The 26645-nt window shown below is 66.4% G+C and carries 22 protein-coding genes and 3 rRNA genes; 13 read left to right on the top strand and 12 right to left on the bottom strand.

Annotated features, from left to right (window positions below; genetic code table 11):
- Positions 1-125: 125 nt before the first annotated feature.
- The 4 genes from DOE79_RS10770 (at position 126) to DOE79_RS21045 (ending at position 4576) form a co-directional block, all read left to right on the top strand.
- Positions 126-1298, top strand: a complete 1173-nt coding sequence (locus tag DOE79_RS10770; protein ID WP_120338482.1) for an alpha/beta hydrolase — start codon at positions 126-128, stop codon at positions 1296-1298.
- Positions 1299-1352: 54 nt separating this feature from the next.
- Positions 1353-2336, top strand: a complete 984-nt coding sequence (gene hemB, locus DOE79_RS10765; protein WP_420480702.1) for a porphobilinogen synthase — start codon at positions 1353-1355, stop codon at positions 2334-2336.
- On the top strand, positions 2333-3664 hold the full coding sequence (gene hemL / locus DOE79_RS10760; protein ID WP_120338481.1) for a glutamate-1-semialdehyde 2,1-aminomutase: 1332 nt from the start codon (positions 2333-2335) through the stop codon (positions 3662-3664). Before hemB ends, hemL begins: the two co-directional genes overlap by 4 nt.
- A 168-nt stretch (positions 3665-3832) precedes the next feature.
- A complete protein-coding gene (locus DOE79_RS21045) occupies positions 3833-4576 on the top strand; it encodes a hypothetical protein (protein WP_181445818.1) in 744 nt (247 codons plus the stop codon).
- Positions 4577-4621: 45 nt separating this feature from the next.
- Here DOE79_RS21045 and DOE79_RS10745 read toward each other — a convergent pair whose 3' ends face one another.
- The 7 genes from DOE79_RS10745 to DOE79_RS10715 form a co-directional block, all read right to left on the bottom strand.
- Positions 4622-5203 (bottom strand): helix-turn-helix domain-containing protein, encoded by a 582-nt coding sequence (locus DOE79_RS10745; RefSeq protein ID WP_120338480.1) that lies wholly within the window; start codon positions 5201-5203, stop codon positions 4622-4624.
- Positions 5204-5342: 139 nt separating this feature from the next.
- Positions 5343-5909 carry a dienelactone hydrolase family protein gene (locus DOE79_RS10740; RefSeq protein WP_245976894.1) on the bottom strand — a complete coding sequence of 189 codons (567 nt, stop codon included), beginning with the start codon at positions 5907-5909 and terminating at the stop codon, positions 5343-5345.
- 50 nt (positions 5910-5959) lie between these two features.
- Entirely contained in the window at positions 5960-6340 is a 381-nt protein-coding gene (locus DOE79_RS10735) for a DUF1304 domain-containing protein (RefSeq protein ID WP_120338479.1), read from the bottom strand.
- A 30-nt stretch (positions 6341-6370) separates the two neighbouring features.
- Positions 6371-7384 carry an acrylyl-CoA reductase (NADPH) gene (gene acuI, locus DOE79_RS10730; RefSeq protein ID WP_120338478.1) on the bottom strand — a complete coding sequence of 338 codons (1014 nt, stop codon included), beginning with the start codon at positions 7382-7384 and terminating at the stop codon, positions 6371-6373.
- Positions 7385-7422: 38 nt separating this feature from the next.
- The gene (locus DOE79_RS10725) at positions 7423-8259 is read right to left on the bottom strand and encodes an ABC transporter permease (RefSeq protein WP_245976893.1); all 837 of its coding nucleotides are present in this window, start codon (positions 8257-8259) and stop codon (positions 7423-7425) included.
- On the bottom strand, positions 8256-9158 hold the full coding sequence (locus DOE79_RS10720; RefSeq protein WP_120338477.1) for an ATP-binding cassette domain-containing protein: 903 nt from the start codon (positions 9156-9158) through the stop codon (positions 8256-8258). Before DOE79_RS10720 ends, DOE79_RS10725 begins: the two co-directional genes overlap by 4 nt.
- A 97-nt stretch (positions 9159-9255) precedes the next feature.
- Positions 9256-10482, bottom strand: coding sequence for a cysteine desulfurase-like protein (locus tag DOE79_RS10715; RefSeq protein WP_120338476.1), 1227 nt, complete (start codon positions 10480-10482; stop codon positions 9256-9258).
- A gap of 67 nt (positions 10483-10549) precedes the next feature.
- On the opposite strand from DOE79_RS10715, the gene DOE79_RS10710 reads away from it, so the two are divergent.
- Both DOE79_RS10710 and DOE79_RS10705 read left to right on the top strand, forming a co-directional pair.
- Positions 10550-11461, top strand: a complete 912-nt coding sequence (locus DOE79_RS10710) for an LssY C-terminal domain-containing protein (protein ID WP_120338475.1) — start codon at positions 10550-10552, stop codon at positions 11459-11461.
- Positions 11458-11934, top strand: a complete 477-nt coding sequence (locus tag DOE79_RS10705; RefSeq protein WP_120338474.1) for a hypothetical protein — start codon at positions 11458-11460, stop codon at positions 11932-11934. Before DOE79_RS10710 ends, DOE79_RS10705 begins: the two co-directional genes overlap by 4 nt.
- A gap of 5 nt (positions 11935-11939) precedes the next feature.
- Here DOE79_RS10705 and DOE79_RS10700 read toward each other — a convergent pair whose 3' ends face one another.
- From DOE79_RS10700 to trhO, 3 genes are all read right to left on the bottom strand, one after another.
- On the bottom strand, positions 11940-12764 hold the full coding sequence (locus DOE79_RS10700; RefSeq protein WP_120338473.1) for an aldo/keto reductase: 825 nt from the start codon (positions 12762-12764) through the stop codon (positions 11940-11942).
- Between the two features lie 47 nt (positions 12765-12811).
- On the bottom strand, positions 12812-14026 hold the full coding sequence (locus DOE79_RS10695) for an MFS transporter (protein ID WP_120338472.1): 1215 nt from the start codon (positions 14024-14026) through the stop codon (positions 12812-12814).
- A 231-nt stretch (positions 14027-14257) separates the two neighbouring features.
- Entirely contained in the window at positions 14258-15157 is a 900-nt protein-coding gene (gene trhO / locus DOE79_RS10690; RefSeq protein ID WP_120340286.1) for an oxygen-dependent tRNA uridine(34) hydroxylase TrhO, read from the bottom strand.
- An 84-nt stretch (positions 15158-15241) separates the two neighbouring features.
- Here trhO and DOE79_RS10685 point away from each other — a divergent pair, with 84 nt between their 5' ends.
- The 4 genes from DOE79_RS10685 to DOE79_RS10670 all read left to right on the top strand — a co-directional run bounded on the left by DOE79_RS10685 (position 15242) and on the right by DOE79_RS10670 (position 18479).
- Positions 15242-15781: a YbhB/YbcL family Raf kinase inhibitor-like protein gene (locus tag DOE79_RS10685; protein ID WP_120338471.1), complete on the top strand. Its 540-nt coding sequence runs from the start codon at positions 15242-15244 to the stop codon at positions 15779-15781.
- 161 nt (positions 15782-15942) lie between these two features.
- A complete protein-coding gene (locus tag DOE79_RS10680; protein WP_245976892.1) occupies positions 15943-17016 on the top strand; it encodes an alpha/beta hydrolase in 1074 nt (357 codons plus the stop codon).
- Positions 17017-17104: 88 nt separating this feature from the next.
- The gene (locus tag DOE79_RS10675) at positions 17105-17839 is read left to right on the top strand and encodes a phosphorylase family protein (protein WP_120338470.1); all 735 of its coding nucleotides are present in this window, start codon (positions 17105-17107) and stop codon (positions 17837-17839) included.
- A gap of 64 nt (positions 17840-17903) precedes the next feature.
- Complete coding sequence (locus DOE79_RS10670) at positions 17904-18479, top strand: acyl-CoA thioesterase (RefSeq protein WP_245976891.1); 576 nt, start codon at positions 17904-17906, stop codon at positions 18477-18479.
- A gap of 4 nt (positions 18480-18483) precedes the next feature.
- Here DOE79_RS10670 and DOE79_RS10665 read toward each other — a convergent pair whose 3' ends face one another.
- Positions 18484-19071, bottom strand: coding sequence for an SRPBCC domain-containing protein (locus DOE79_RS10665; protein ID WP_120338468.1), 588 nt, complete (start codon positions 19069-19071; stop codon positions 18484-18486).
- 78 nt (positions 19072-19149) lie between these two features.
- Complete coding sequence (locus tag DOE79_RS10660) at positions 19150-20730, bottom strand: phytoene desaturase family protein (RefSeq protein ID WP_120338467.1); 1581 nt, start codon at positions 20728-20730, stop codon at positions 19150-19152.
- A 549-nt stretch (positions 20731-21279) separates the two neighbouring features.
- Here DOE79_RS10660 and DOE79_RS10655 point away from each other — a divergent pair.
- The 3 genes from DOE79_RS10655 (at position 21280) to rrf (ending at position 26627) form a co-directional block, all read left to right on the top strand.
- Positions 21280-22800, top strand: a 16S ribosomal RNA gene (locus DOE79_RS10655).
- Between the two features lie 460 nt (positions 22801-23260).
- Positions 23261-26389 (top strand): 23S ribosomal RNA (locus DOE79_RS10650).
- Between the two features lie 121 nt (positions 26390-26510).
- Positions 26511-26627, top strand: a 5S ribosomal RNA gene (rrf, locus tag DOE79_RS10645).
- Together the 16S, 23S and 5S rRNA genes form the textbook arrangement of a ribosomal RNA operon.
- Positions 26628-26645: the final 18 nt, after the last annotated feature.

Genomic DNA, 26645 nt, shown 5'->3' with positions numbered 1-26645 from the left:
ACGAGCTAGCCGCAGCCTTCTTCGGCATCGACATCCTGGCCGGCCCGCTGCGTTACACGGTGCTCGCGCTTGCGGCGGGGAGCCTCGCGTTTCTCGTCGTCCGCAGGCCGACCCGGCGGTGGATCGTGACGCTGTCGCTCGCCGTGCTCTGCGGCGCCGGAGTCGCGACGGCCGTGTGGATCGTCCTCGTGAAGGTCATCGACGTCTTCGGGATGTCACCAGGTCGGGTCAGCTTCCTGTGGTTTGCGGCGACCTGCGCGGCGATCGCCGTCGCGGTCGCCAACCTCTGGCGCTCGCGCGCGCGTCGCAAGATCGGCGCGGCGGTCGCCGTGATCGTCTTCCTCGTCGCGGGAGTACTGGCCATCAACTCGAGCTTCGGACTCAACCGCACTGTCGGCTCCCTGTTCGGGGTGGTGACCGAAGCGACCATCCGTCTCCCGTCGCCCAGCGGCGCGGCACCAGCCGGCCCCCTGTATCGCAGCTGGGTCGCACCGCCCGGCCTGCCGGCGGCAGGCACGACCGGGAGCCAGGTCATTCCGAACACCCTGTCGGGCTTCACCTCGAGGCCCGCCGGAATCTACCTGCCACCTGCCGCTCTCGTGGCGGATGCTCCGGCGCTGCCGCTGGTGATCCTCTTGATGGGTCAGCCGGGAAACCCCGATCCGTCCTTCATCGCGGCCACCCTTGACCGGGACGCCGCTCTGCACGGCGGTCTCGCTCCTATCGTCATCGTCGCCGACCAGCTCGGCGACCCGGACCAGGATCCCCTCTGCCTGGACACCCCCAACTACGGCAACGCTGAGACCTTCCTGACCAAGGACGTGGTCAACTGGGCCAAGGCCAACCTGAACATCATCAAGGACCCCCGCTACTGGACCATAGCCGGGTACTCCAACGGTGGTCAGTGCGCCATTTCCCTGGCCGCCAAGCACCCGGATCTGTTCTCCAATGTGGTGGACATCTCCGGGGAGGAATTCGCCGGATCGGAGATCCAGGCAGCCACCCTCGCGGACGTCTTCCACGGCGACCAGGCGGCGTACGACGCCGTGAAGCCGGTCAACCTGCTCGCCGCGCGCACGTTCTCCGACACTGTCGCCGTCTTCACTGTGGGATCGAACGATGCGGAGTTCGTGGAGGGGCAGAAGCGGGTCGCGGCCGAGGCTGCCGCAGCGGGTATGACGACGACGTATTGGGAGTCGCCGGACGGAGGGCATGTGCTCCCCGCTCTGACCGACGGGCTCGACACGGCCTTCGACGTGCTGTACCCGCGCCTCGGCCTGGCGCCACCTGTCGGCTGAAAGCGTCCTCTTCCCGCCGGGGCTCCCAGGCTTCAGGCCTAGGCTGGTCGGGTGATAAACCCCGTCATCCGCCCGCGACGACTGCGCAGCACCCCCGCACTCCGCCGCCTGGCCAGCGAAACCCGTGTCCACCCCGCCGAGCTGGTGTTGCCGCTCTTCGTGCGTGAGGGCAACGAATCCACCCCGATCTCCTCGATGCCCGGCATCGTGCAGCACAGCATCGACGGCGCCCGCCGCGCCGTGGCCGAAGCCGCCGCGGCCGGCATCGGCGGGGTGATGCTCTTCGGCGTGCCCGCGGTGCGCGACGCCACCGGCACCGGAGCCACCGACCCCGACGGCATTCTCAACGCCGCCACGCGCGCCGTCGTCGCCGAGGTGGGCGACGCCCTCGTGGTGCAGACCGACCTGTGCTTGGACGAGTTCACCGATCACGGCCACTGCGGCGTGCTTGCCGCCGACGGCTCCGTCGACAACGACGCTACACTGCTGCGTTACAACGACATGGCCCTCGCCCAGGCCCAGGCCGGCTCGGCCCTGCTCGGCCTGTCCGGCATGATGGACGGCCAGGTCGCCTCCGTGCGCGCCACCCTCGACGCCGCCGGCTACGCCGACACCGCCGTGCTCGCCTACTCGGCCAAGTACGCCTCCGCCTACTACGGCCCGTTCCGGGAAGCCGTTCAGTCCACCCTGGTCGGCGACCGCCGCACGTACCAGCTCGACCCCGCCAACCGCCGCGAGGGCGTGCGCGAGGCGCGCATCGACATCGACGAGGGTGCCGACGTCGTCATGGTCAAGCCAGCCGGCAGCTACCTCGACGTGCTCGCCGAGGTCGCCGCCATGAGCTCGGTTCCCGTCTGGGCCTACCAGGTCTCCGGCGAGTACGCCATGATCGAAGCAGCCGCCGCGCAGGGCTGGATCGACCGCCGCCGCGCCATCGAGGAGTCGGTGCTCAGCATCCGCCGCGCCGGAGCCGACGCGATTCTCACCTACTGGGCGGTCGAACTCGCCGCCTGGCTCACCGAAACGGATGCCCGATGACCCGCACCACGCACAACGACGAGCTGTTCGCCCGCGCCCAGCTCTCCATCCCCGGCGGCGTCAACTCACCGGTGCGGGCCTTCCGCTCGGTCGGCGGCACCCCGCTGTTCCTGGTGAAGGCGCAGGGCGCCTACGTCTTCGACTCCGACGGCCGCGACTACGTCGACCTGGTCAGCTCCTGGGGCCCGGCGATCCTCGGCCACGCGCACCCCGCCGTGGTCGCCGCCGTGCAAGAGGCCGCCGCGCTCGGCCTCTCCTTCGGCGCCTCCACCCCCGGCGAGACCGTGCTGGCCGAGCTGATCAAGAGTCGGGTGGGCGCGATCGAGAAGCTCCGGCTGGTCTCCACCGGCACCGAGGCCACCATGACAGCCATCCGCCTTGCCCGCGGGTTCACCCAGCGTGACCTGCTGATCAAGTTCGCCGGCCACTACCACGGACACTCCGACGGCCTGCTGGCCGAGGCCGGGAGCGGCCTGGCCACGCTCTCGCTGCCCGGCTCAGCCGGCGTCACCGCGGCCACCGCCGGGCAGACGCTGGTGCTGCCGTACAACGATCTCGACGCCGTGCGCGCCGCCTTCGAGGCCTACCCAGGCCAGATCGCCGCGGTGATCACCGAGGCCGCGGCCGCGAACATGGGTGTCGTGGCCCCGGATGCCGGCTTCAACGCGGCGCTGTCCGACCTCGCCCACGAGCACGGCGCGCTGTTCATCGTCGACGAGGTCCTCACCGGGTTTCGCGTCAACCCGGGTGGCTACTGGGCGCTGCAGGCGGACGAAGGCGAAACGTACACGCCCGACCTGTTCACCTACGGCAAGGTCATCGGCGGTGGCCTCCCGGTCGCCGCACTCGGCGGCCGGGCCGACGTGATGGACTTCCTGGCCCCGGCGGGGCCGGTCTACCAGGCCGGCACGCTCTCGGGCAACCCGGTGGCCGTGGCCGCCGGCATCGCCACCCTCACCGCGGCCGACGCCGCCGTGTACTCCCGGCTCGACGACACCGCCGAGCTGCTCTCCGAGGCCGTTTCCAGTGCGCTCTTCGCCGAGGGCGTGGCACATAGCGTGCAGCATGCCGGCAACCTGTTCAGCTTCGTCTTCGGCCAGGAGGCCGCCGTCACGCCGCCGCGCAGCTACGCCGAGGTGCAGCGCCAGGAGGCATACCGCTACGCGCCGTTCTTCCACTCGATGCTCGACCAGGGTGTCTCCCTGCCGCCGTCGGTGTTCGAGGCCTGGTTCGTGTCGGCCGCGCACGACGGCGACGCGATCGGGCGCACCCTGGAGGCCCTGCCGGCCGCCGCGAAGGCCGCAGCCGAGGCCCGTCCGACCGCCTAGCGCTCGCAACTGTTCCCCGAACGGACAACTGCACCCGGTGCGCCGGGCGCAAATGTCCGGACGGGGAACAGAAACGGGTGGGACTAGGTGGTCCTCCACCGCGGCGGCGTTACGCCTTTGTGAGATTGCGACAGGGGGATTGTCAGCCGGACCGGGCAGACTGGGAGCATGGCTTCCTTGCGAGTGCACCCCGACCGGCTGGAGATCCACCTGACGCCCGCTGAGAAGACGCTGGCCCTCCGCCGGGAGGATCTGGTGATCTCGCGGGACACCATCCGCTCGGTGACGATCACGGACGATCCGTGGATCTGGGTGCGCGGCATCCGTGCCCCTGGGGCCCTCGTGCCGCTGGTTCTCGCGGTCGGCGTGTGGAAGTTCCACGGCGGCAAGGACTTCCTGGCCATCAAGCGCAAGCGCCAGGCCGTCGTCATCGACCTGAGCGGCGACGACTTCGCCCGGGTGATCCTGTCGACCAACCACGCGCCCGACCTCATCGCCTCGCTCAAGCTCGAGCCCACCGAGGCCGGCGATGTGGCGGACGAACCGGTGACGGATGCGGCAGCGCCGGATGCGACCGAGCCACCCGATGCGGCCGCAGAACCGGCCACCCCGGCCAAGCCGGCTAAGCGAGTGCGGACGCCGAAAGCCCCGAAGCCCGCTGCGCCCGCCGAGGCTGCTGACACGCCCGAGGCGCCCGTGCCGGCCGCGCCCGTCAAGCGCACCCGCACCACGAAGGCTGCCAAGGTGGTCAAGCCGGCCGAGCCCGCCAACCCGGCTCAGCCCGTGAAGCCCGCCGAAGCCGCGAAGCCGGCCAAGCCCACCGAGCCGGCCAAGCCCACCGAGCCGGCCAAGCCCGCCGAGCCTGCCCCGGCGGACGCGGCCGCAGCGGTCGCACCGGAGGCGACAGCGTAACTCGGCCCGACCGGCCGCTGGGCAGGGGCAGGAACCGGGCGCGGGTCAGCGCACCGTGCTGGCGCGCACGTGGATACGTTCGCCCTGGTGGCCGAACAGGCTGAGGATCTCCGCCGGTTCAGGGCCGGCGCTGCCGAAGGCGTGCGGCACCCGGGTGTCGAATTCGGCGACCTCGCCCGCCCCGAGGATCATGTCGTGCTCACCCAGCACGAGCCGCAGCCGACCGCTGAGAACGTAGAACCAGTCGAAGCCCTCGTGGGTGCGCTGCTCGAGCACATCGGCGCTCGTGCGTCCGGGCAGGATCTGCTTGTACGCCTGCAGCCCGCCCTTCTCCCGGCTCAGTGGGATGAACGTCGTGCCGTGCCGCGTGAACGGCCGCTGGTCGAGCCTCGGGTCGTCGTCGGCGGGAGCTCGCACGAGGTCGTCGATGGTCACGTCATGGGCGCTCGACAGTGCGAGCAGCAGTTCCAGTGTGGGGGTGCGCTGTCCGGACTCAAGCCTGGAGAGGGTGCTCTCTGAAATGCCGGTCGCGGCGGAGAGCTGTGCCTGGGTGCGCCCGCTCTGCAGCCTGAGCTCCCGCAGGCGAGCGCCGACGGTTTTCAGAACGGATGCCGGTTCGCTGGTCATGCCCCCATCATGCCACTTCAGCAACCCCCCTTGCCATTCCGACGGGTCGCGATGCTCTTAGCGGTCATGAGGCTGGCCCACGGGGTCTCGACAGGCTCGACCGCCGAGACCGACGACACCACCGAGCCAGGGCGGGAGATCAGCCCAGGCGGTCGAGGAACTGGATGGAGCGCTCCAGAATCAGCTCGGCGAACTCCTCGTCGTACTCCTCGAGACTGGAGTCGGCGATGAGGTGGCCGCCGGTGGGGTAGATGAACAGCTCGGCCGCCCCGGCCTCGTCGACGAGCTCCTCGGCGTCCTCGAGTTCGATCCACTCGTCGCCGCTGCCGACGTGCACCTGCAACGCCACGGTCCCCGGCCAGTCCGACGCGAACGAGCCCGCCGGCACACCGCCGTGGTACAGCAGCGCCCCGAGGGCGCCCGGGCGGGTCTGGGCGAGTTTCTGCGCCGGCAGGGAGCCCAGCGAGAACCCGGCGTACACGGTGTCCGGCGGCAGGGCATCCGCGGCCAGAGTGCCCCGCTCGATGATGGTCGCAAAGCCCAGCTTCTCCGCGTGGGCGACCCCGGCATCGATCGAGTCGAAGGTGAGACCGTCATAGAGGTCGGGCACGACCACGTCGTGGCCGGCGTCCCGCGGCCGCTGGGCGAATTCCGCGACCCCGTCGGTGAGGCCTTGGGCGTGGTGGAAGAGGATGACGTGGGTCACAACGGTCCTTTCGGCAGGGTGGCGCAGCGGCGCGGCCAGAGCCCCGCGCGCTAGGCGGCCAGGAACAGGATGAATCCGATCAGCGGCAGCGTACCCTGGGTCAACGCGGCCCGGACCTTGCCCGGTCCCGTCGTGGTGAGCACGATCGCGGCCGTGAACATCGACGCTGTGCTGAACAGGATCAACGCAGTGCCGGCGTCCCGGGGGCCGCCGAAGTAGAGGAACAGGCCGATGGCCGCGCCCACCGCCAGGAACAGGTTGTAAAAGCCTTGGTTGTAGGCGAGTACCTTGGTCGTCTCGGCGTCGGCCTGGCTGGCCAGGCCGAAACGCTGCCAGATCTTCGGCCGCGTCCACCACGCGCTCTCCATGAGGAAGATGTACACGTGCAGGACGGCCGCGAGGGCGACGAAAACTGAAGCGATGATGGCCATATCTGAAGCCTAGCCGCCCGGTTCCTCACCTCAGCGGCGTACGTCCACCACCGTGCGGCCGTGGATCCGGCCGGCCAGGATGCGTTCGGCGGCTGCGAAAGATTCGTCGAGCGCGATGACCTCGGTGAGGCCGTCGAGCAGCCCCAGGTCGAGGTCGGTGGCCAGGCGACTCCAGGCCTCTTCGCGGCGGTCCAGCGGCGCCTCGACCGAGTTGATTCCGGCCAGGGTGACGGCGCGCAGGATGAACGGCATCACGGTCGTGGGCAGGTCGGCGCCCTGGGCCAGGCCGCAGGAGGCCACGACCCCGCCCTGATGCGTCTGGGCCAGCACGTTGGCCAGGGTGTGGCTGCCGACGGAGTCGACGGCACCGGCCCAGCGCTGGGTCTGCAGCGGCTTCCCGGGCTCGCCCAGGGTGTGCCGGTCGAGGATCTCCGCGGCGCCGAGGCCCCGCAGGTAATCGCCGAGTTCGTCGCCTCGTCCCGTGGAGGCGACGACGTGGTAGCCGCGGGCGGCGAGCAGGGCGATGGCGATGGACCCGACCCCGCCGGCCGCGCCGGTGACGAGCACGTCGCCGGACTCGGGCAGCACTCCGCCGCGCTCGAGCGCGAGCACTGCGAGCATCGCGGTGAACCCGGCCGTGCCGATGGCGGCCGCGCGCACGGGGCTCAGGGCCTCCGGCAGCCGCACCAGCGAAGCGCCCGAGACCCGGGCACGTTCCGCGAGGCCGCCGTGGTGGCTCTCGCCGATACCCGACCCGTTGAGGATGACCCGGTCGCCGACGCCCCAGCGGGGGTCGCTGCTCGACTCGACGGTGCCCACGAAGTCGATGCCGGCGATCAACGGCCAGACCCGGGCCACGCCGGGCCGGCCCATCAGAGCCAGGCCGTCCTTGAAGTTGATGCTGGAGAACTCGACGGCCACGGTGACGTCGCCGTCCATGAGCATGGCGTCGGTCACCGTGGTCAGCGCGGCGGATTGGCTGCGTTTGCCCGATTCATCCTCGGTACGGTCGACGACGATGGCGCGGAACTCGGGAGCAGGCATGCCTTCACCCTAGACCTGGCCAGGTGGTGCCGGCCGGATCAGGTCACGTCCCGCTTCCAGCTCACCAGGTAGCCGAAGCCCGTGGCGAGCAGCCCGTAGGCCAGCAGCACGAGACCGCCCTGCCAGCTCTCCAGCACGGCCCCGCCCGGGCTGGCGAGGGTGAAGAAACTCGCCCCCACGAGCGCGTCGGAGGCGGCGCCGGGCAGGAACTTGCCCACATCCGCCGTCACTTCGGTGAACGACGACGCGAAGCGCAGCAGCGGTTCGACGAACTGGGTGAATGCGAGCACGATCACGATCGACGCCACCTGGCTGGGCACGAGAACTCCCAGCCCCACGCCGATGACGGCCCAGAGCGCCATGGCCAGCACGGTGCGGCCGATCAGCGCCCAGGTCGCCGAGTCGGCGAGCAGCGGGTCGATGCCGAAGCCGTTGAAGACCACGGCGCCGATGCCCACGGATGCCGCCAGAGCGACGACGCCGAAGGCCGCGCCGACCACGAACAGGGCGATGGTCTTGGCGCCGAGCACCCGGGCACGACGGGGCGTGGCCAGGAAGGTGGGTGTGAGGGTCTGGTGGCGGAACTCGCCGGTGCTGGCCAGGGCCCCCAGCAGCACCGGGAAGACGTAACCGACCGAGGCGGCGAAGCTGTAGATGAGCGGGGGCAGGCTGCCGAGCCCGGCCAGGCTGCCGCCACCGCCGGTGTTCACGGAGTCCGAGCTGATGGCGCCGCTGTCGATGCCGCCGAACAGGGCGGAGAGGCCGCCGGCCAGGAGGGCGATGTAGCCGAACAGCACCAGGGCGAGGATCCACCACATGCGGGTGGTGAGGATCTTGCTGAATTCGGCGGCCACGGGGCGCAGGATCAGGTTCACAGCGATTCGCCTCCGTCGACGAGGGCGAGGAAGGAGTCCTCCAGGCCGGCCTTCTGCCTATGCAGCACGTTCAGTTCCACACCGGCGACAAAGGCGATGTGGCCCACCTGGCCGGGGTCGGGCACGGCCACGATCAGGCCTGTGCGGCCCGAGGTGAATTGCAGGTCCGCCGCGGTGAGCGCGGCCACGAGGGCGTCCCGGTCGGGGGAGTCCACGATGACCTGTGGGGCGATGTTGGTGTCCAAGCTCGACAACGGGCCGGAGTGCACCAGCTCGCCCTTGGCGATGATGATCACGTCGTCGACGCTCTGCTGCACCTCGCTGAGCAGGTGCGAGCTCACCAACACGGTGCGGCCCTCGGCGGCCATGCTGCTGAGGAACCCGCGGATCCACTTGATGCCCTCCGGGTCCAGGCCGTTGATCGGCTCGTCGAGCACGAGCACGCCGGGGTCGCCGAGCAGTGAGTAGGCCAGGCCCAGGCGCTGGCGCATGCCCAGGGAGTAGCCGCCGACGCGCTGGTCGGCGTGTTCGGCCAGGCCCACCTGGTGCAGCACCTCGGCGACCCGGGTGCGGGGCAGCCCGGCGGCGATCGTGTACACGCCGAGGTGATTGGCGGCCGAGCGGCCGGGGTGGAAGCTGGCGGCTTCGAGGGCCGCTCCCACGGTGGCCAGCGGGCGGGGCAGGTCCCGGTAGCGCAGCCCGCCGAAGGTGGCGGTGCCGGAGGTGGGGGCCACCAGGCCCAGCAGCATCCGGAGGGTCGTGGTCTTGCCGGCGCCGTTCGGGCCCAGGAATCCGGTCACCCGGCCGGGCTCGACCGTGAAGGAGAGGTCGTTGACGGCCGTGACCTGCCCAAACCTCTTGGTGATATTGCTGAATTCGATGACCGAGCCGATTGGCATCCGTGTCCCCTCTGTCGCTTGCGCCAGTTTATGGGGAAAACGGGCCGGTCCGCCCGGGTTTTTTGCGCGGATGCCGGCCCAGTGCGCCCAAAATCGGCTAGGCGGACAGGAATTCGGCGATCGCGGCCAGCAGAGCGTCGATCTCCGCGGCCGTGCTGTACGGGGCCAGGCCCACCCGCAGCCCGCCCGCATCGCCGAGGTCCAGATGGCGGGACGCCTCGAGCGCGTAGAACGAACCGGCGGGAGCGAGAATCCGCCGTTCGCTGAGGAACTGGGCCGCGTCGGCGGCGGTGCGTTCGGCGAAGCCGACGAGAACCGTGGGGGTGCGATCGGCGGCCCGCGAATACAGGGTCACCCCGGGCAGCGCGGCCAGTCCGGCTTCGAGCCGCGCGCGGAGGGAATCCTCGTGTGCCTCCACCTGCCGTAGCGACGCGCGCAGGCGTTCGCGGCGGCTGACGCTGGGGCGCGAGGTGCTGCCGCCGGCCAGGTCGCCCAGGCCGGCGAGGAAGTCCACGGCGGCCGTGACGCCCGCGAGGGTCTCGTAGGGCAGGGTGCCGAGCTCGAAGCGCTCAGGCACCACATCTGTGGAGGGCAGCAGCTTGTCGGGGCGGATCCCCTCGAGGAGGGCGGGATCGGCCGCCAGGACACCGCAGTGCGGGCCGAAGAACTTGTACGGGGAGCAGACGAAGAAGTCGGCGCCGAGCGCGGCCAAGTCCACGAAGGCGTGCGGCACGTAGTGCACACCGTCGACGAACATCTGGGCGCCGACCGCGTGCACCACCTCGGCGATCTCCGCGATGGCCGGTCGGGTGCCGATCAGGTTGGAGGCGGCGGTGACCGCGACCAGGCGGGTGTGATCGGTGAGCACCGCGGCGACAGCGGATGCGGGCAGCTCGCCCGTGCTCGGATCGAAGTCCACCCACACCACGGTGGCGCCGACGTGTGTGGCAGCCTGCACCCACGGGCGGATGTTGGAGTCGTGGTCGAGGCGGGAGACCACGATCTCGTCGCCTGGCGCCCAGTCGCGGGCGAGGTGACGGGAGAAGTCGTAGGTCAGCTGGGTGGCGCTGCGGCCGTAGACGATGCCGAGCGGGTCGGCGCCGAGCAGGTCGGCCATCGCGGTGCGGAAGCCGGTGACGGCGTCGTCGGCGTTGCGTTCGGAGGGGCTGCGCCGGCCGCGGATCGACAGCGGGCCGGTGAGGGTGTCCATGATCGCCTGGCCGACGCTCGCGGGAGTCTGCGTGCCGCCCGGGCTGTCGAAGTGCACGGAGCCGGCGGAGAGGGCGGGAAAATGGGCGCGGATCGTTTCGACGTCGTAGGTCACCCTGCCATCCAAGCATTGATCTGCCGGTACCCCGCCGCGCGCGGGGCGACCGAACTAGCATGGGCGCATGCCAGAGACCACGGCGGGGCCCTCCGTGCGTCGGCGTGTGTCGTTCGGGGCCGTGCTCGACTCGTTCTTCTTCGTCCTCGCCGGCCTCGCGTCGGTCTGGCTCGCCGTGCTCCTGGCCACCGAGAGTCTGGGTCTGGGCTGGGGACTGATCTGGTTCGCGGTGCTGTTCTGGGCGTTGCTGGCCTACCTCGTGTTGCCGCGCCTGCACCGCATCCTCACCAGGCTCTACGTGCCCGACTACTTCATCGGCCGCACCCGCACGAGTGACGGCCTGCTCGGCGACCCGGTCAACCTCGCCCTCACCGGCAGCGCCGACCAGGTGCACGCGGCGCTCGCCGCGGCGGGCTGGACCCGGGCTGACGACGTGACCCTCGCCTCCAGCTGGCGCATCGTGACGTCGACCGTGCGTCGGCGCAGCTACCTGCGGGCCCCGGTGAGCCCGCTGCTCCTGTTCGACCGCATCCAGGACTTCGCATACCAGCAGGAGGTCGAGAACAACCCGGCCAAGCGTCACCACGTGCGGTTCTGGCGCTGCCCGGACGGCTGGATGCTGCCCGGCGGCCACCGCGTGGACTGGCTGGCTGCCGGCACCTTCGACAGGGCCGTGGGGCTCAGCCTCTTCACTCTCCAGGTCACCCACAAGATCGACGAGCACACCGATGTGGAGCGGGACCACATCGTGGCAAGCATCCGCCAGGCCGTGCCGCAGACCCGGGTGGTGGTGATCCGGGATTTCGCCACCGGCTATCACTCCCGCAACGGCGGCGGTGACACCATCCAAACAGATGGCGATCTGCCGGTGATCGACTTGCGGGGCCTGGTGGGGCCGGGGGAGTCGGCCGCCGGGGCGGGCGACGGCCGGGTTCCCGGCGAGCCCGGCGCCGTCACCGAAGTGACGGGGCTCTCGTGACCGCCGGCGGTCCCCTGCTCGTCAAACGGCCGTCGTCGCTGGTCGGCGGGGTGGTACTGATGGGGGTGCGGGTGCTCACCGGCGCGGTCGCGATTCTCACGGTGGTCCTGTCCTGGCAGAGTTACGCGGCCACGATTGTTCTGGGTGGGGAACGGATCGGGCGGGGCGATCCGCAGACGGCCGGTCTCGTGCTCGGGTGGGGACTGGCGGTGTACGGGCTGTACCTCGCGCTCTACCTCGGCTTGGCCCTGCTGGTACTCCGCGGCCACAACTGGTCCCGGGTGGTGGCGATGTCGTTCGCCTCGCTCAGCATCCTGATCTCCTTCGCCGACTACTCTCTCAACGGTGCCCAGATCACCCTGCGCACATCGCTGGTCAGCGTCACGATCGACATCCTGATCCTGCTCGCCCTCTCCAGCGCGAGCGCCCGGCACTACGCCAGGGCGCGGGGAAAGGCCCGGACCGGGCGCTGAGCCGCTCAGCCGGCGAACTCGACGGGGTCGGGCCCGATGCGGGAGTCGGTGTTGAGAGCGTCGATGTGTCGCAGATCGTCGGCGGAGAGGTCGAAGTCGAAGACCGCCAGGTTCTCGGCGATGCGGCTGGGCGTGACGGACTTGGGGATCACGATCCGGCCCTGCTGCAGGTGCCAGCGGAGCACGACCTGGGCGGGGGTGCGGTCGCTGCGGCCCGCGATCTCGACGATGACAGGGTCGGCCAGCAGGCTGCCCTGGGCCAACGGGCTCCAGGCTTCCGTGCGGATGCCGTGAGCGTCGTTGGCGGCCCGCACCCGGCTCTGCGTGAGCCGCGGGTGCAGCTCCACCTGGTTCACGGCCGGCACGATCAGCGAGGCATCCACGAGGCGCTCCAGGTGTTCCGGCTCGAAGTTCGAGACGCCGATGGCGCGCACCCGGTTGTCGGCCAGGAGCTGCTCCATGGCCCGCCAGGTCTCGAGGTAGAGGTCGTTGGCCGGGGCCGGCCAGTGGATCAGGTACAGGTCGACATGGTCGAGGCCGAGAGCGGCGAGGCTGGCCTCGTGGGCGGCGATCGTGGACTCGAAGCCCTGGTCGCTGTTCCATAGCTTGGTGGTGATGAACAGTTCGTCGCGCGGGATACCGGATGCCGTCAGGGCACGGCCCACGCCTGCCTCGTTGCCGTAGATGGCCGCGGTGTCGATGCTGCGGTACCCGGCGGCCAGGGCGGCGGCCACCGCATCCGTGGTTTCGGCGTCGGGAACCTGGAAGACGCCGAAGCCGAGCTGCGGGATCTCGACGCCGTTGTTCAGGGTGATGGTGGGGATGCTCATGCGGTAGTCCTTTGAATCGAAGTGCGGTGAATCTGAGTGCGGGCAGGTCAGTGGGAGGTCTTGACGACCGGCGCGGCGCTGGTGGGTTCGGTCTCGCTGGCGCTCGCCGGGGCGAGCACGCTGCGGCGGGTGGCGGCCACGATCATCACGACCACGGCGGCCGCTGTGATGACGGCGCCGGCCCAGATCGGCGAGGTGTAGCCCAGGCCGACGCTGATGGTGATGCCGCCGATCCAGGCGCCGAGGGCGTTGCCCACGTTGAACGCGGCGATGTTGGCGCTGGAGGCCAGGGTGGGCGCGGTGTCGGCGTAGAGCATGATGCGGGTCTGCAGGCCGGGAACGGTGCCGAAACCGAAACCGCCCATCAGCACGAGCGCGACCACGGTGGCGACCGGGTTGGCGGCGGTGAGGGCGAAGAACACCATGACCACGGTGAGGCCGGACAGCAACACGATCAGGGTGCGGTCGAGGCGACGGTCGGCCGCCTTGCCGCCCAGGATATTGCCGACGAAGAGCCCGGCACCGAACACCACGAGCAGCCACGGCACGGCCGCGCTGTCGAAGCCGCTGACCTCGGTGAGGGTGAAGGCGATGTACGTGAAGGCGCCGAACATGCCGCCGAAGCCGAGCACAGTCACCACGAGTGACAGCCAGACCTGGCCAGAGCGGAACGCCCGGAGCTCGCCGCGCAGGTTGCTCACGTGGGCGGTGTCGTCGGTGGCCCGGGGCACGAGCGCCACGATTCCGGCCAGCGCGATGACGCCGATCACGGTGATGGCCCAGAAGGTGGCGCGCCAGCCGAAGCTCTGGCCGATGAAGGTGCCGAACGGCACCCCGAGCACATTGGCGAGGGTGAGGCCGGTGAACATGATGGCGATGGCGCCGGACTTCTTGCTCTGCGGCACCAGGCTGGCCGCGACGACAGCGCCGATGCCGAAGAACGCGCCGTGGCAGAGGGCCGCGATGATGCGGCCGAGCAGCATGAGCGAGTAGGTCGGGGCCAGCGCGGAGACCAGGTTGCCGATGATGAAGAGCACCATCAGCCCGACCAGAACGTGCTTGCGGGGCAGCCGGGTCACGGCGGCGGTGAGCAGGATGGCGCCGACGGCGACGCTGAGCGCGTAGCCGGAGATGAGCCAGCCGGCGGCCGCCTCCGAGACGGCGAAGTCGGCGGCCACCTCGGGGAGGAGGCCGGCGATGACGAATTCGGTCAGGCCGATCCCGAAGCCGCCGAGGGCGAGTGCGATCAATCCAATGGGCATGAAAATCCTTAGGTGTGTGCGGTGTGTGCGCCCGTCCTCATCGCTGATCTCCCCGGTGGTCGAGCCAGTCGAGACCCAGCCCCCCCCCGGTGGTCGAGCTCGTCGAGACCCAGGAGGTAGTTGCAGGCGCGTGATAAATGATTGCACACGCTAGGTAACTGCGCAAGCAACTACTTTCACCGTGTCGCGTCCCGCCGTGAACGGTCCCGAGATCCGGCGGCGTGCGGCGGGCTACGCCGCGTGCTTCTCGCAGGCCGGCGCGGCCAGGGCGGCACAGGCTGCGCACACCACGAGCTGCTCCCGGCACGACAGGTCGCGGCAGTTGAGCATGTTCTTGGTGGGGTCACCGCAGACCCGGCAGTGGCCGAGCACGGCCGCGTGGTCGCTGAAGTCCACCGACATCCGCTGATCGAACACATACAACGAGCCGTCCCAGAGGCCGTCGTCGCCGTAGGCCTCGCCGTACCGCACGATGCCGCCCTCGAGCTGGTAGACCTCGCCGAAACCACGGTCCTTCATGAGCGACGAGAGCACCTCGCAGCGAATGCCGCCCGTGCAGTAAGTCACGACGGGCTTGCCCTTGAGGTGGTCGTACTTGCCGCTGTCGAGCTCGGCCGCGAACTCGCGGGTGTTGGCCACATCCGGCACCACCGCGCCCCGGAATCGGCCGATCTCGGCCTCGAAGGCGTTGCGGCCGTCAAAGAACACCACGTCGTCACCGCGCTCGGCCACCAGGGCATGCAGCTCGGCCGGGGCCAGGCGGGTGCCGCCGCCGACCACGCCGCCGGCCTGTACGGTGAGTGTCCCGGGGGAGCCGAAGCTCACGATCTCGTCGCGCACCTTGACCACCAGGCGGGGGAAGTCGAGGCTCGCACCGTTGTCGTCGAGCCCGGTGCCCTCGCTCCACTTGAAGTCGATGTTCGCGAACGGCGCGTACTGCCGGGTCTTGCGCACGTAACGCTTGAGGGCCGGTAGGTCGCCGCCGACCGTGCCGTTGAGGCCGTCCTGGGAGATCAGGATGCGCCCGCGCAGGCCGAGCGACTCGCAGAGGTCACGCTGCCACAGGCGGATGGCCTCGGGGTCGGCGAGCGGGGTGAAGACGTAGTAGAGCAGGATCTTCGGAATGGCCACCTCCACATTTTAGGCGTCGGTGCTTTCCGGGCAGCGGCCACGTAGGCTGAAACACCAGACCACCAGCCAGACCTTGGAGTGTGTATGCCCAGCACCGATCCCTTCGCCCGCTTCGGCGAGGTGCCACTGTTCAGCCTGACCAGTTCCGTCATGATCGACGGCGGGCCCCTCGCGCCCGCGCAGTACGGCGCCGGTGCCGGTGGACAGGATGTGTCGCCCGACCTGCACTGGACGGGCTTCCCCGCCGAGACCAAGAGCTTCGCTCTCACCGTCTACGACCCGGATGCGCCCACAGGCTCGGGCTTCTGGCACTGGGCGCTGTTCAACATTCCCGCCGAGACCGTGAGCCTGCCCACCGGCGCCGGGACGGAGAACTCGGTGCTGCTGCCCGCGGGCGCCGTCGTGATGCCCAACGAGGGTCGCCAGCCCAGCTTCATCGGCGCCGGGCCGCCTCCTGGAACGGGAACCCATCGCTATCAGTTCGTGTTGCACGCACTGGACGTGGCCGACCTCGGCGTCGACCCGCAGGCCACCCCCGCCGTGATGGGCTTCAACGTGCATTTCCACACGCTGGCCCGCGCCGTTCTCGAGGCCACGGGAGTCGCCGGAGGCGCCACCTCCTGAGTTGGGGAACCGCCAGATTCATGCAGGTGAATGATTCTCAGGTTATCTCAGGGTGTGACGACTATCGTCAGCAGGCGGCAAAATTCTGATGCAAGCGCCTCCAGGGTGACATCGGTCTGACCCTGCCGCTCTCGGCAGAGCCACACCGGCAGTAAGGCACCATGTTCCAGATTTCCCCCCTCACCAGCAGCGCATTCGATTCCACCGCGGGACCCGCCAGGGACTCCCACCTCACCCACCGGGAGACCGGCTTGGCGCGGGTGCCGGTCTGGCTCTGGCGGGCGTTGATGACGCGGCTCGCTCCCGGTGAGCTGCACAAGTTCAACGCGGACCCCATCGACGCCGTCGACTACCACTTCGACCTCGACTACGTGGGCGACGGTATCCGCGACCACCGACTGGACGTCCTGGTACCGCACGACGCCGTCGAGGCCGCTGCTCCGCTGCCGGTCTACGTGTACTTCCACGGCGGTGGCTGGACCTCCGGCGACAAGGCGCCGCTCACCAAGTACGCCGCCAGCCAGGCCGTCGAGGGCATGGTCGTGGTCAACGCGAATTACCGCATGGCCACCCGGTTCGGCATCAAGCACATGCTGCACGACGCCAATGACGTGCTCACCTGGGTCAAGCGCAACATCCTCGAGTACGGCGGCGATCCCACCCGTATCGTGATCGGCGGCGACTCCGCCGGCGGTCACATTGCGGCGCTGCTCACAGCCGCTGCCAACGACGAGGCTCTCGCCGCGCACCATGACATCGACCTGCAGATCGAGCCGGGCCACCTGCGTGGCCTCGTGCAGCACTGCAGCATCGCCGACTTCTCGGTGATGTTCGAGCGCGGCTTCGTACTCAGCCTCAATTTCCTGCGGATGCTGCTCCCCGAGCGAGGTCGCGGCCAGTCGTTGCGCGATGCCGCCCGGTTCCTGTCACCCATCGAGTGGCTGGGCAAGGGCTTCCCGCCGGTCTTCGTCACGACCTCGGAGCGGGACTACTTCTACCGCGCCAACCTCAACTTCATCGAGGCCCTTCGGCGCCGCTCGGTCCTCGTCGACACCGTGATCTACGGCCGGCACCGCACCAACACCCGGCACACCTGGCAGCAGGATGCCAGCCACCCCGAATCGCAGGAGGTCTATCGCCGGTTGGGCACCTTCGTGCGCAAGGTGGCCGCCCTGCCCACCCAGGCTGCGCACGCGCTCGCCCGCTCGGCTCCGGCCGAACCCGCCCTGGCCTGATTCCCGCGCCGGGCCCGGCGTGCCCCGTGGTAGACAGGATCGACCTGCCGCACACCCGGGCAGGGCCACGCCGGCTCCGAGGGAAGACATGAACCAGGCCCACCCGTTCCCGACCACCGGCCACCCGAGCGACGGCCTCCCGTTCACCGGTCTGCCGCGCACCGGGCTGCCGCCGCGGGCACTGACGGTCGACGACCCCCAGCTCGCCGAGCACATCCTGCACCGGCTCACCGATGTGCGCGAGGTCGCCCGGCACCGTGAATACCGCACCTTCACGGGCACCTGGAACGACACCGAGATCGTCGTCTCCTGCCATGGCGCCGGGGCTCCCGGCGCCATCCGGCTCTACCAGGAGCTGATGGATGCCGGAGCGGACACCATCATCAAGCTCGGCTCCGCGGCAGCCCTGCTGCGCGGCATCGGCCCGGGCGATCTCATCGTGGCGGAGTCCTGCGTGCGCGACGACGGCGTGACCGGGCAACTCGTGCCAGCGGGGTACCCGGCGACCGCCGGCCCCGAGGTGGTGCTGGCGCTGGCAGCATCCGCTCACCGACAGGACGCTCCGCACCACCGCGGCGTCGTCTGGAGCCGGGCCGCATCCTTCCCCGGCATCGTCGACCTCCACCAGGCCGGCTACGTGGCGCTGGGCGTCCTCGCCCTCGAGATGGAACTCGCGGCCCTGCTCGTGCTCGCGTCCACCCGCGGCGTGCGGGCCGGCGGCTGCCTGGTGATCGAGGGCGCCGGCACCGTCGCCGACCCCGCGCACCTCACCCGCGGAGCCTCCGTGGCTCTCGACGCGCTCGTCGACCTGCCCGACGCCTGAGGCAGAACCGGGCGAGTATCGGCCGATCGCCCCGCCCGGGGCCGCCGGCGGTTAGCATCATCGGGTGCACATGTTCTTTCGAACCCTGCTCCACTCGCTGCTGTCGCGCTTCGGCACCAGGCTCGGGCACTATGACGTGGCCCGTACCCGCTTCATCACCCTGCCCACCGACCAGGACATCCTGCGGCACATGAACAACGGCGTGTACCTGTCGATCATGGACATCGCCCGGTTCGACATGCTGCACCGCACGGGCATCTGGGCGATCTTCCAAGCCAAGGGCTGGTACCCGGTCGTGGTGTCCGAGACCATCAGCTTCCGCAAGTCGCTCACCCTCGGCCAGCGCTTCACTGTGGAGTCACGCATCCTGGGCTTCGACGAGAAGGCCGTCTACGTGGAGCAGCGCTTCGTACGACCCGTCGCCGATGCGGATGCCGGCGGCGCCGTCGAGGTGTACGCCCGCGGGTTCATCCGCGGCCGGTTCCTCAAGCGCACCGGCGGTGTCGTGACCATCGACGAGCTCATCGACGCCGTCGGGGCCGTACCCGACGACCTGACGGTGCCGTCCTGGCTGCTCGACTGGAGCGCCGACGTCGCCATGCCGGCCACCCGCGCTGCGGCCCCCAGCATCTGGGAGTGACCGGTCACACCGAGTCGGTGCTGCCCAGCTCGATGTCCACCGGCGCAGTGGCTGTCTGCTGGGTGCGCTTGGGCACGATCAGCTCCTGATAGTGCTTCTTCAGAGCGGGGTAATACCTGCTGAACGGCGGCAGGGTGTGGTGCGTGCGGGAGGCGACCAGGCGATCGAGGTAGTAGTCCCAGACCGGCCCGAAGGTGGCTGCTTCCGCCGCAGAGTGCAGGCGCAGCCCGAAGGTGAGCACGGTCTTGCCCGAGCCCTCGCTGAGGTGGGCGAGAACCCGCCAGGCGTCCTCTCCCTCCCCGATGTCGAGCGCCAGACGGGTGGGCGGCGTGCACTCGAGGATGCTCACGTACTCCCACTGCGAATCGTTCTTGGACTCCATGCGAAAGCGCACGGCCCCGGTCAGTGGGGAGCCTGTGTATGTGCCGATCCAGCCGTGCAGGGCCTCGGGCTTCGTCAGCCCCTCCCAGATGTACTCGGGGGCCGCGGTGAAGATCCGGTCGAAAAGCAGGTAGAGCCCGTCGTCCCGGTGGGCGAAACGTCCGGTGGCATGGGCGACGTCCGGCGGACCAGGCAGGGGCTGGGTGGGCATAGTGACCTCCACGGTGAGTGAAACACGAGCCTTCCCTCTGAGGCTATGCCTAGTTCGAGGCCGCCGCCAGAGCGCGAGCTATGCCCCGGAGCCCTCCGTGACCTCGGCCTCGAGCACCGCCATGGCGGCGTTGTGCCCGCCGAGCCCGCTCACGCCGCCGCCGCGGCGGGCACCGGCCCCGCAGAGCAGGATCCGCGGATGCCGGGTGGCCACGCCCCAGCGCTCGGCCGCGGTGTCCCGTGGCGCGTCGTCCTCCAGGAAGGGCCAGGACAACAGGCCGTGGAAGATGTCCCCGCCCGGCAGGTTGAGCGCCTCCTCGAGGTCCGCGGTGGTCTTCGTCTCGATACAGGGGGCACCGGCGCCATCCGTCAGCAACAGGCTCTCGATCGGTTCGGCGAGAACCGAGTTGAGCGAGGCCAGCACCGCCGTCTGCAGTCGAGCGCGCAGGCCGGCGTTGTCCTCCTGGGCGAGCCGGTCGGGCGTGTGCAGGCCGAAAACCGTGAGGGTCTGCGCGCCGGCCGCGACGAGGTCGGGCGAGAGGATGCTCGGATCGGTCAGCGAGTGGCAGTAGATCTCGCAGGAGACCAGCTCGGGCTCCGTGCCGGCGCTGGCCTGCCGGTAGGCGGTCTCCAACTGGCTGAGCGTCTCGTTGATGTGGAAGGTGCCGCCGAACGCGGCTTCCGCGGAGACCGCGGGGTCGAGCAACCGGGGGAGTCGGGACAACAGGAGGTTCACCTTCACCTGGGCGCCCTCCGGTTTCACCGTGCCGGCCGGCCTGTCGCCGAGGAGCCCGTCCAGCACCCACGGCGCCACATTCGCCAGCACCCGGGAGCCGACCACGGTCTGGTCGACGCCGTCCTGCCGGTACCGCACGGTGCCGTCGGCAGTGATGCCGGTCACCTCCGCACCGGTCAGGATGCGCGCGCCCGCCTCCCTGGCGACCCGTTCGAGCTCGCCGGTCACGGCGCCCATTCCGCCGATGGGCACATCCCAGTCGCCCGTGCCGTTGCCGATCGAGTGGTAGAGGTAACACCGGTTGGCGTCGAGGGAGGCGTCGTGCACCGATGTGAACGTGCCGATGAGGCCGTCGGTGGCCACGACCCCGCGCACCAGGTCGTTGCTGAAGCGCCGGGTGAGCATGTCGCCGAGCGGACGCTCGATCAGCTCGGCCCACAGCTTGTCGTCGCCGACCAGGCGGCGGGCCTCGGAACGGGTGGGCAACGGTTCGCACACCGTGGGGAACAGCGCCCGGGCCAGGTGTCCGAGGTCGTCGCCCAGCTGTTGCCAGGCGGCCGCATCCGCCTCGGCGCCGATACGACCGAACGAGGCGTGGGTCTCCTCCGGGTCGCCGGCGTCCACGAGCAGTCCGGTCGACGGATGCGCCGGGTCAGGGGTGTACGACGAATAGCGGCGCCGGGCCAGGCGGATGTCGAGGCCGAGCTCGTCGACGATTCTCCGGGGCAGCAGGCTCACCAGGTAGGAGTACCGGGAGAGCCGGGCATCCACCCCCGCGAACGCGGCTGCCGACACCGCCGCTCCGCCCACGTGGTCGTCCCGCTCGAGCAGCAGGACCCGGCGTCCGGCCTGGGCCAGATAGGCCGCAGCGGTGAGTCCGTTGTGGCCGCCGCCGACGATGACGATGTCGTGTGTGTTGTCCATGGAGAGGCCTTCCGTCCGCGCCGATGTAGGTGCCTCGACCCTAACGCCATCGGGCGACACGCCCGGGATGCAAATGCGATTTGCGACCCCCTCCGAAACCCACGTATAGTCATCTCTCGTCACCCCACAGGTTCGGAAAGCCGCAGAGCTTCCGGCCTCAAGCGGGACCAACTCCAAGCAGAAAAGAAAGCGATTCTTCGCTTTGTACAGCTTGATGAAGTTCGCTTCGAATCCAGTAACTGGAAACCAAGCGGGCAACAAGAACAACATCGAAGTGCCCCGGAGCGACAGCCTTTCAGGCCTGAAGTCGGGTGCGTCCGATCCTTGAGAACTCAACAGCGTGCACAATGTCAAATGCCAAAAACCTCGGTCGTAGGGCTCCTTTCTAGGGAGTACCGCGGAAGAGATTCCTTTGGAAAACATTTAAACAACAAAGCAAGTCAGTAATGATTTGTTCTGTCAGTTTCAAACTTGCTGATTGTTCGCCTATTCCGGTGGCTTTCAGCACTAGATGTGCCCATCGCGCTTGCGTGGTGAGGCTATTAAACATTTACGGAGAGTTTGATCCTGGCTCAGGACGAACGCTGGCGGCGTGCTTAACACATGCAAGTCGAACGGTGAAGAGGAGCTTGCTCCTTGGATCAGTGGCGAACGGGTGAGTAACACGTGAGTAACCTGCCCCAAACTCTGGGATAAGCACTGGAAACGGTGTCTAATACCGGATACGAGCTTCAGCCGCATGGCTAGGAGTTGGAAAGAATTTCGGTTTGGGATGGACTCGCGGCCTATCAGCTAGTTGGTGAGGTAATGGCTCACCAAGGCGACGACGGGTAGCCGGCCTGAGAGGGTGACCGGCCACACTGGGACTGAGACACGGCCCAGACTCCTACGGGAGGCAGCAGTGGGGAATATTGCACAATGGGCGCAAGCCTGATGCAGCAACGCCGCGTGAGGGACGACGGCCTTCGGGTTGTAAACCTCTTTTAGTAGGGAAGAAGCGAAAGTGACGGTACCTGCAGAAAAAGCACCGGCTAACTACGTGCCAGCAGCCGCGGTAATACGTAGGGTGCAAGCGTTGTCCGGAATTATTGGGCGTAAAGAGCTCGTAGGCGGTTTGTCGCGTCTGCTGTGAAAACCCGAGGCTCAACCTCGGGCCTGCAGTGGGTACGGGCAGACTAGAGTGCGGTAGGGGAGATTGGAATTCCTGGTGTAGCGGTGGAATGCGCAGATATCAGGAGGAACACCAATGGCGAAGGCAGATCTCTGGGCCGTAACTGACGCTGAGGAGCGAAAGCATGGGGAGCGAACAGGATTAGATACCCTGGTAGTCCATGCCGTAAACGTTGGGAACTAGATGTGGGGACCATTCCACGGTCTCCGTGTCGCAGCTAACGCATTAAGTTCCCCGCCTGGGGAGTACGGCCGCAAGGCTAAAACTCAAAGGAATTGACGGGGGCCCGCACAAGCGGCGGAGCATGCGGATTAATTCGATGCAACGCGAAGAACCTTACCAAGGCTTGACATATAGAGGAAACGGCTGGAAACAGTCGCCCCGCAAGGTCTCTATACAGGTGGTGCATGGTTGTCGTCAGCTCGTGTCGTGAGATGTTGGGTTAAGTCCCGCAACGAGCGCAACCCTCGTCCTATGTTGCCAGCACGTAATGGTGGGAACTCATGGGATACTGCCGGGGTCAACTCGGAGGAAGGTGGGGATGACGTCAAATCATCATGCCCCTTATGTCTTGGGCTTCACGCATGCTACAATGGCCGGTACAAAGGGCTGCAATACCGCAAGGTGGAGCGAATCCCAAAAAGCCGGTCTCAGTTCGGATTGAGGTCTGCAACTCGACCTCATGAAGTCGGAGTCGCTAGTAATCGCAGATCAGCAACGCTGCGGTGAATACGTTCCCGGGCCTTGTACACACCGCCCGTCAAGTCATGAAAGTCGGTAACACCCGAAGCCAGTGGCCAAACCCGCAAGGGATGGAGCTGTCGAAGGTGGGATCGGTGATTAGGACTAAGTCGTAACAAGGTAGCCGTACCGGAAGGTGCGGCTGGATCACCTCCTTTCTAAGGAGCACAGCACCTCTCCTCTGTATACAGGGAGATCAACAGGTGCCAAGTCATACGAAGACGAATGTTCTTCGATGGCGCTCATGGGTGGAACATTGACATTGATGCGCAGAGTAATGGTCTGAACCAAGTACGCTCCTTCGGGGGTTGGAAAAGTTTGCGCCGGCATGAAACGCATATGCACGCTGTTGGGTCCTGAGGGACCGGAACGATCGGGGCAACCTGGTTGGACTTTTCCTCTGGACCTTTTCTTGTCAGCAGTCGTACTCTTCGGGGTCGCTGGCTTGGAGGGGTACCGCCCGTACTTTGAGAACTACACAGTGGACGCGAGCATCTTAAATTTGAACCCTTCGGGGTCAAATTACAAAGATCAACACACTTTTCGAAGTGTGTGATCATTGGTCAATTTCGGTCACGGACTTTGTTCGTGACACTTAATCGATTCAAACTCATGTGATTTCAAATTTCTAAGAGCAAACGGTGAATGCCTTGGCATGTAGAGCCGAAGAAGGACGTAGTAATCTGCGATAAGCCTCGGGGAGTTGATAAACGAACTGTGATCCGAGGATGTCCGAATGGGGAAACCCCGCCAGGCCCGCAAGGTGACCTGGTGACTCCCGCCTGAATATATAGGGCGGGTAGAGGGAACGTGGGGAAGTGAAACATCTCAGTACCCACAGGAAGAGAAAACAATAGTGATTCCGTTAGTAGTGGCGAGCGAACCCGGAAGAGGCTAAACCGATCATGTGTGATAGCCGGCAGGCGTTGCATGGTCGGGGTTGCGGGACTTTTCTGCTGCTTCTGCCGAACAGTGAGGGTTAGAACGTTGTATAGACGAACAGGATTGAAAGCCTGGTCATAGAGGGTGCGAACCCCGTAGTCGAAATGCAGCAATCGCCCGAAGAGTATCCCAAGTAGCACGGGGCCCGAGAAATCCCGTGTGAATCTGTCAGGACCACCTGATAAGCCTAAATACTCCTACATGACCGATAGTGAACAAGTACCGTGAGGGAAAGGTGAAAAGTACCCCGGGAGGGGAGTGAAATAGTACCTGAAACCGTTTGCTTACAAACCGTTGGAGCACCCTTTGTTGGTGTGACAGCGTGCCTTTTGAAGAATGAGCCTGCGAGTTAGTGATATGTGGCGAGCTTAACCCGAGAGGGGAATGCGTAGCGAAAGCGAGTCTGAATAGGGCGATTCAGTCGCATGTCCTAGACCCGAAGCGAAGTGATCTATCCATGGCCAGGTTGAAGCGACGGTAAGACGTCGTGGAGGACCGAACCCACTTCAGTTGAAAATGGAGGGGATGAGCTGTGGATAGGGGTGAAAGGCCAATCAAACTTCGTGATAGCTGGTTCTCTCCGAAATGCATTTAGGTGCAGCGTTGCGTGTTTCTTGCCGGAGGTAGAGCTACTGGATAGCCGATGGGCCCTAAAAGGTTACTGACGTTAGCCAAACTCCGAATGCCGGTAAGTGAGAGCGCAGCAGTGAGACGGTGGGGGATAAGCTTCATCGTCGAGAGGGAAACAACCCAGACCACCATCTAAGGTCCCAAAGCGCGTGCTAAGTGGGAAAGGATGTGGAGTTGCATAGACAACCAGGAGGTTGGCTTAGAAGCAGCCACCCTTGAAAGAGTGCGTAATAGCTCACTGGTCAAGTGATTCCGCGCCGACAATGTAACGGGGCTCAAGCACGCCACCGAAGTTGTGGCATTGATATTTTTGGTAAGCCGCACCCTTGTGGTGTTGGTTCAGCCGTGTTGATGGGTAGGAGAGCGTCGTGTGGCCAGCGAAGCGGCGGTGTAAACCAGCCGTGGAGGCTACACGAGTGAGAATGCAGGCATGAGTAGCGAAAGACGGGTGAGAAACCCGTCCTCCGAAAGATCAAGGTTTCCAGGGCCAGGCTAATCCGCCCTGGGTAAGTCGGGACCTAAGGCGAGGCCGACAGGCGTAGTCGATGGACAACGGGTTTATATTCCCGTACTGATGAAAAACCGTCCAAGCTAATCCAGTAATGCTAAGCATCTGAATCCTCTAGATGGATCCCTTCGGGGTGAAGCGTGAGGCCTAGCGTGCGACCCTATGCTGGTGCGGTTAGCGTATTAACAGGTGTGACGCAGGAAGGTAGCTGAGCCGGGCGATGGTTGTCCCGGTCTAAGGATGTAGGCCGAGAGATAGGCAAATCCGTCTCTCATATAAGGCTGAGACCCGATGGGTAGCCCGTAAGGGTGAAATCAGTGATCCTATGCTGCCAAGAAAAGCATCGACGCGAGGTTTTAGTCACCCGTACCCCAAACCGACTCAGGTGATCAGGTAGAGAATACTAAGGAGATCGAGAGAATCGTGGTTAAGGAACTCGGCAAAATGCCCCCGTAACTTCGGGAGAAGGGGGGCCTGAGGCGTGAAGGGATTTACTCCTGGAGCGTTCGAAGGCCGCAGAGACCAGTGGGAAGCGACTGTTTACTAAAAACACAGGTCCGTGCCAAGTCGCAAGACGATGTATACGGACTGACGCCTGCCCGGTGCTGGAAGGTTAAGAGGAACGGTTAGCCGTAAGGCGAAGCTGAGAATTTAAGCCCCAGTAAACGGCGGTGGTAACTATAACCATCCTAAGGTAGCGAAATTCCTTGTCGGGTAAGTTCCGACCTGCACGAATGGCGTAACGACTTCCCAGCTGTCTCAACCGCGAACTCGGCGAAATTGCATTACGAGTAAAGATGCTCGTTACGCGCAGCAGGACGGAAAGACCCCGTGACCTTTACTACAGCTTGGTATTGGTGTTCGGTGTGGCTTGTGTAGGATAGGTGGGAGACTGTGAAGCTTGGACGCTAGTTCAGGTGGAGTCATCGTTGAAATACCACTCTGGTCATATTGGATACCTAACTTCGAACCGTGATCCGGTTCAGGGACAGTGCCTGGTGGGTAGTTTAACTGGGGCGGTTGCCTCCTAAAAAGTAACGGAGGCGCCCAAAGGTTCCCTCAACCTGGTTGGCAATCAGGTGTCGAGTGTAAGTGCACAAGGGAGCTTGACTGTAAGACTGACAAGTCGAGCAGGGACGAAAGTCGGGACTAGTGATCCGGCAGTGGCTTGTGGAAGCGCTGTCGCTCAACGGATAAAAGGTACCTCGGGGATAACAGGCTGATCTTGCCCAAGAGTCCATATCGACGGCATGGTTTGGCACCTCGATGTCGGCTCGTCGCATCCTGGGGCTGGAGTAGGTCCCAAGGGTTGGGCTGTTCGCCCATTAAAGCGGTACGCGAGCTGGGTTTAGAACGTCGTGAGACAGTTCGGTCCCTATCCGCTGCGCGCGCAGGAAATTTGAGAAGATCTATCCCTAGTACGAGAGGACCGGGATGGACGAACCTCTGGTGTGTCAGTTGTTCCGCCAGGAGCACCGCTGATTAGCTACGTTCGGAACGGATAACCGCTGAAAGCATCTAAGCGGGAAGCCGGCTTCGAGATGAGATTTCCATCCCTTAGGGGGAGAGGCTCGCAGCTAGACTACTGCGTTGATAGGCCGGATGTGGAAGAGAGGACTAAAGACTCTTGGAGCTGACCGGTACTAATAAGCCGATAATTTGATAACACTCAGTTTGAATAAGCTGCTATGCGTCCACTATGTGGTTCTCGATGTACGGTCGAGAACAAACGCCCTCCACGCGGGGGCTCTATAACTAAAAATATAGATTCGATTCATCGAAAGATGTTTCGGCGGCTATAGCAAGAGGGAAACGCCCGGTCACATTCCGAACCCGGAAGCTAAGACTCTTTGCGCCGATGGTACTGCAGGGGGGACCCTGTGGGAGAGTAGGACACCGCCGGACTTAACTTAGAAACACCAG

Source organism: Cryobacterium soli (genome assembly GCF_003611035.1).
In the GTDB taxonomy this organism is placed as follows: domain Bacteria; phylum Actinomycetota; class Actinomycetes; order Actinomycetales; family Microbacteriaceae; genus Cryobacterium; species Cryobacterium soli.
Note: the sequence above shows the minus strand (reverse complement) of the source record. Positions and strands in the feature narration are given on the sequence as shown.

Bases quoted from the DNA above. Each gene is read 5' to 3' on its own strand.
- hemL (WP_120338481.1), top strand. From the start codon at position 2,333: ATGACCCGCACCACGCACAACGACGAGCTGTTCGCCCGCGCCCAGCTC.
- DOE79_RS21045 (WP_181445818.1), top strand. From the start codon at position 3,833: ATGGCTTCCTTGCGAGTGCACCCCGACCGGCTGGAGATCCACCTGACG.
- DOE79_RS10745 (WP_120338480.1), bottom strand. From the start codon at position 5,203: ATGACCAGCGAACCGGCATCCGTTCTGAAAACCGTCGGCGCTCGCCTG.
- DOE79_RS10735 (WP_120338479.1), bottom strand. From the start codon at position 6,340: ATGGCCATCATCGCTTCAGTTTTCGTCGCCCTCGCGGCCGTCCTGCAC.
- acuI (WP_120338478.1), bottom strand. From the start codon at position 7,384: ATGCCTGCTCCCGAGTTCCGCGCCATCGTCGTCGACCGTACCGAGGAT.
- DOE79_RS10720 (WP_120338477.1), bottom strand. From the start codon at position 9,158: ATGCCAATCGGCTCGGTCATCGAATTCAGCAATATCACCAAGAGGTTT.
- DOE79_RS10710 (WP_120338475.1), top strand. From the start codon at position 10,550: ATGCCAGAGACCACGGCGGGGCCCTCCGTGCGTCGGCGTGTGTCGTTC.
- DOE79_RS10700 (WP_120338473.1), bottom strand. From the start codon at position 12,764: ATGAGCATCCCCACCATCACCCTGAACAACGGCGTCGAGATCCCGCAG.
- DOE79_RS10695 (WP_120338472.1), bottom strand. From the start codon at position 14,026: ATGCCCATTGGATTGATCGCACTCGCCCTCGGCGGCTTCGGGATCGGC.
- DOE79_RS10685 (WP_120338471.1), top strand. From the start codon at position 15,242: ATGCCCAGCACCGATCCCTTCGCCCGCTTCGGCGAGGTGCCACTGTTC.
- DOE79_RS10680 (WP_245976892.1), top strand. From the start codon at position 15,943: ATGTTCCAGATTTCCCCCCTCACCAGCAGCGCATTCGATTCCACCGCG.
- DOE79_RS10675 (WP_120338470.1), top strand. From the start codon at position 17,105: ATGAACCAGGCCCACCCGTTCCCGACCACCGGCCACCCGAGCGACGGC.
- DOE79_RS10665 (WP_120338468.1), bottom strand. From the start codon at position 19,071: ATGCCCACCCAGCCCCTGCCTGGTCCGCCGGACGTCGCCCATGCCACC.
- DOE79_RS10660 (WP_120338467.1), bottom strand. From the start codon at position 20,730: ATGGACAACACACACGACATCGTCATCGTCGGCGGCGGCCACAACGGA.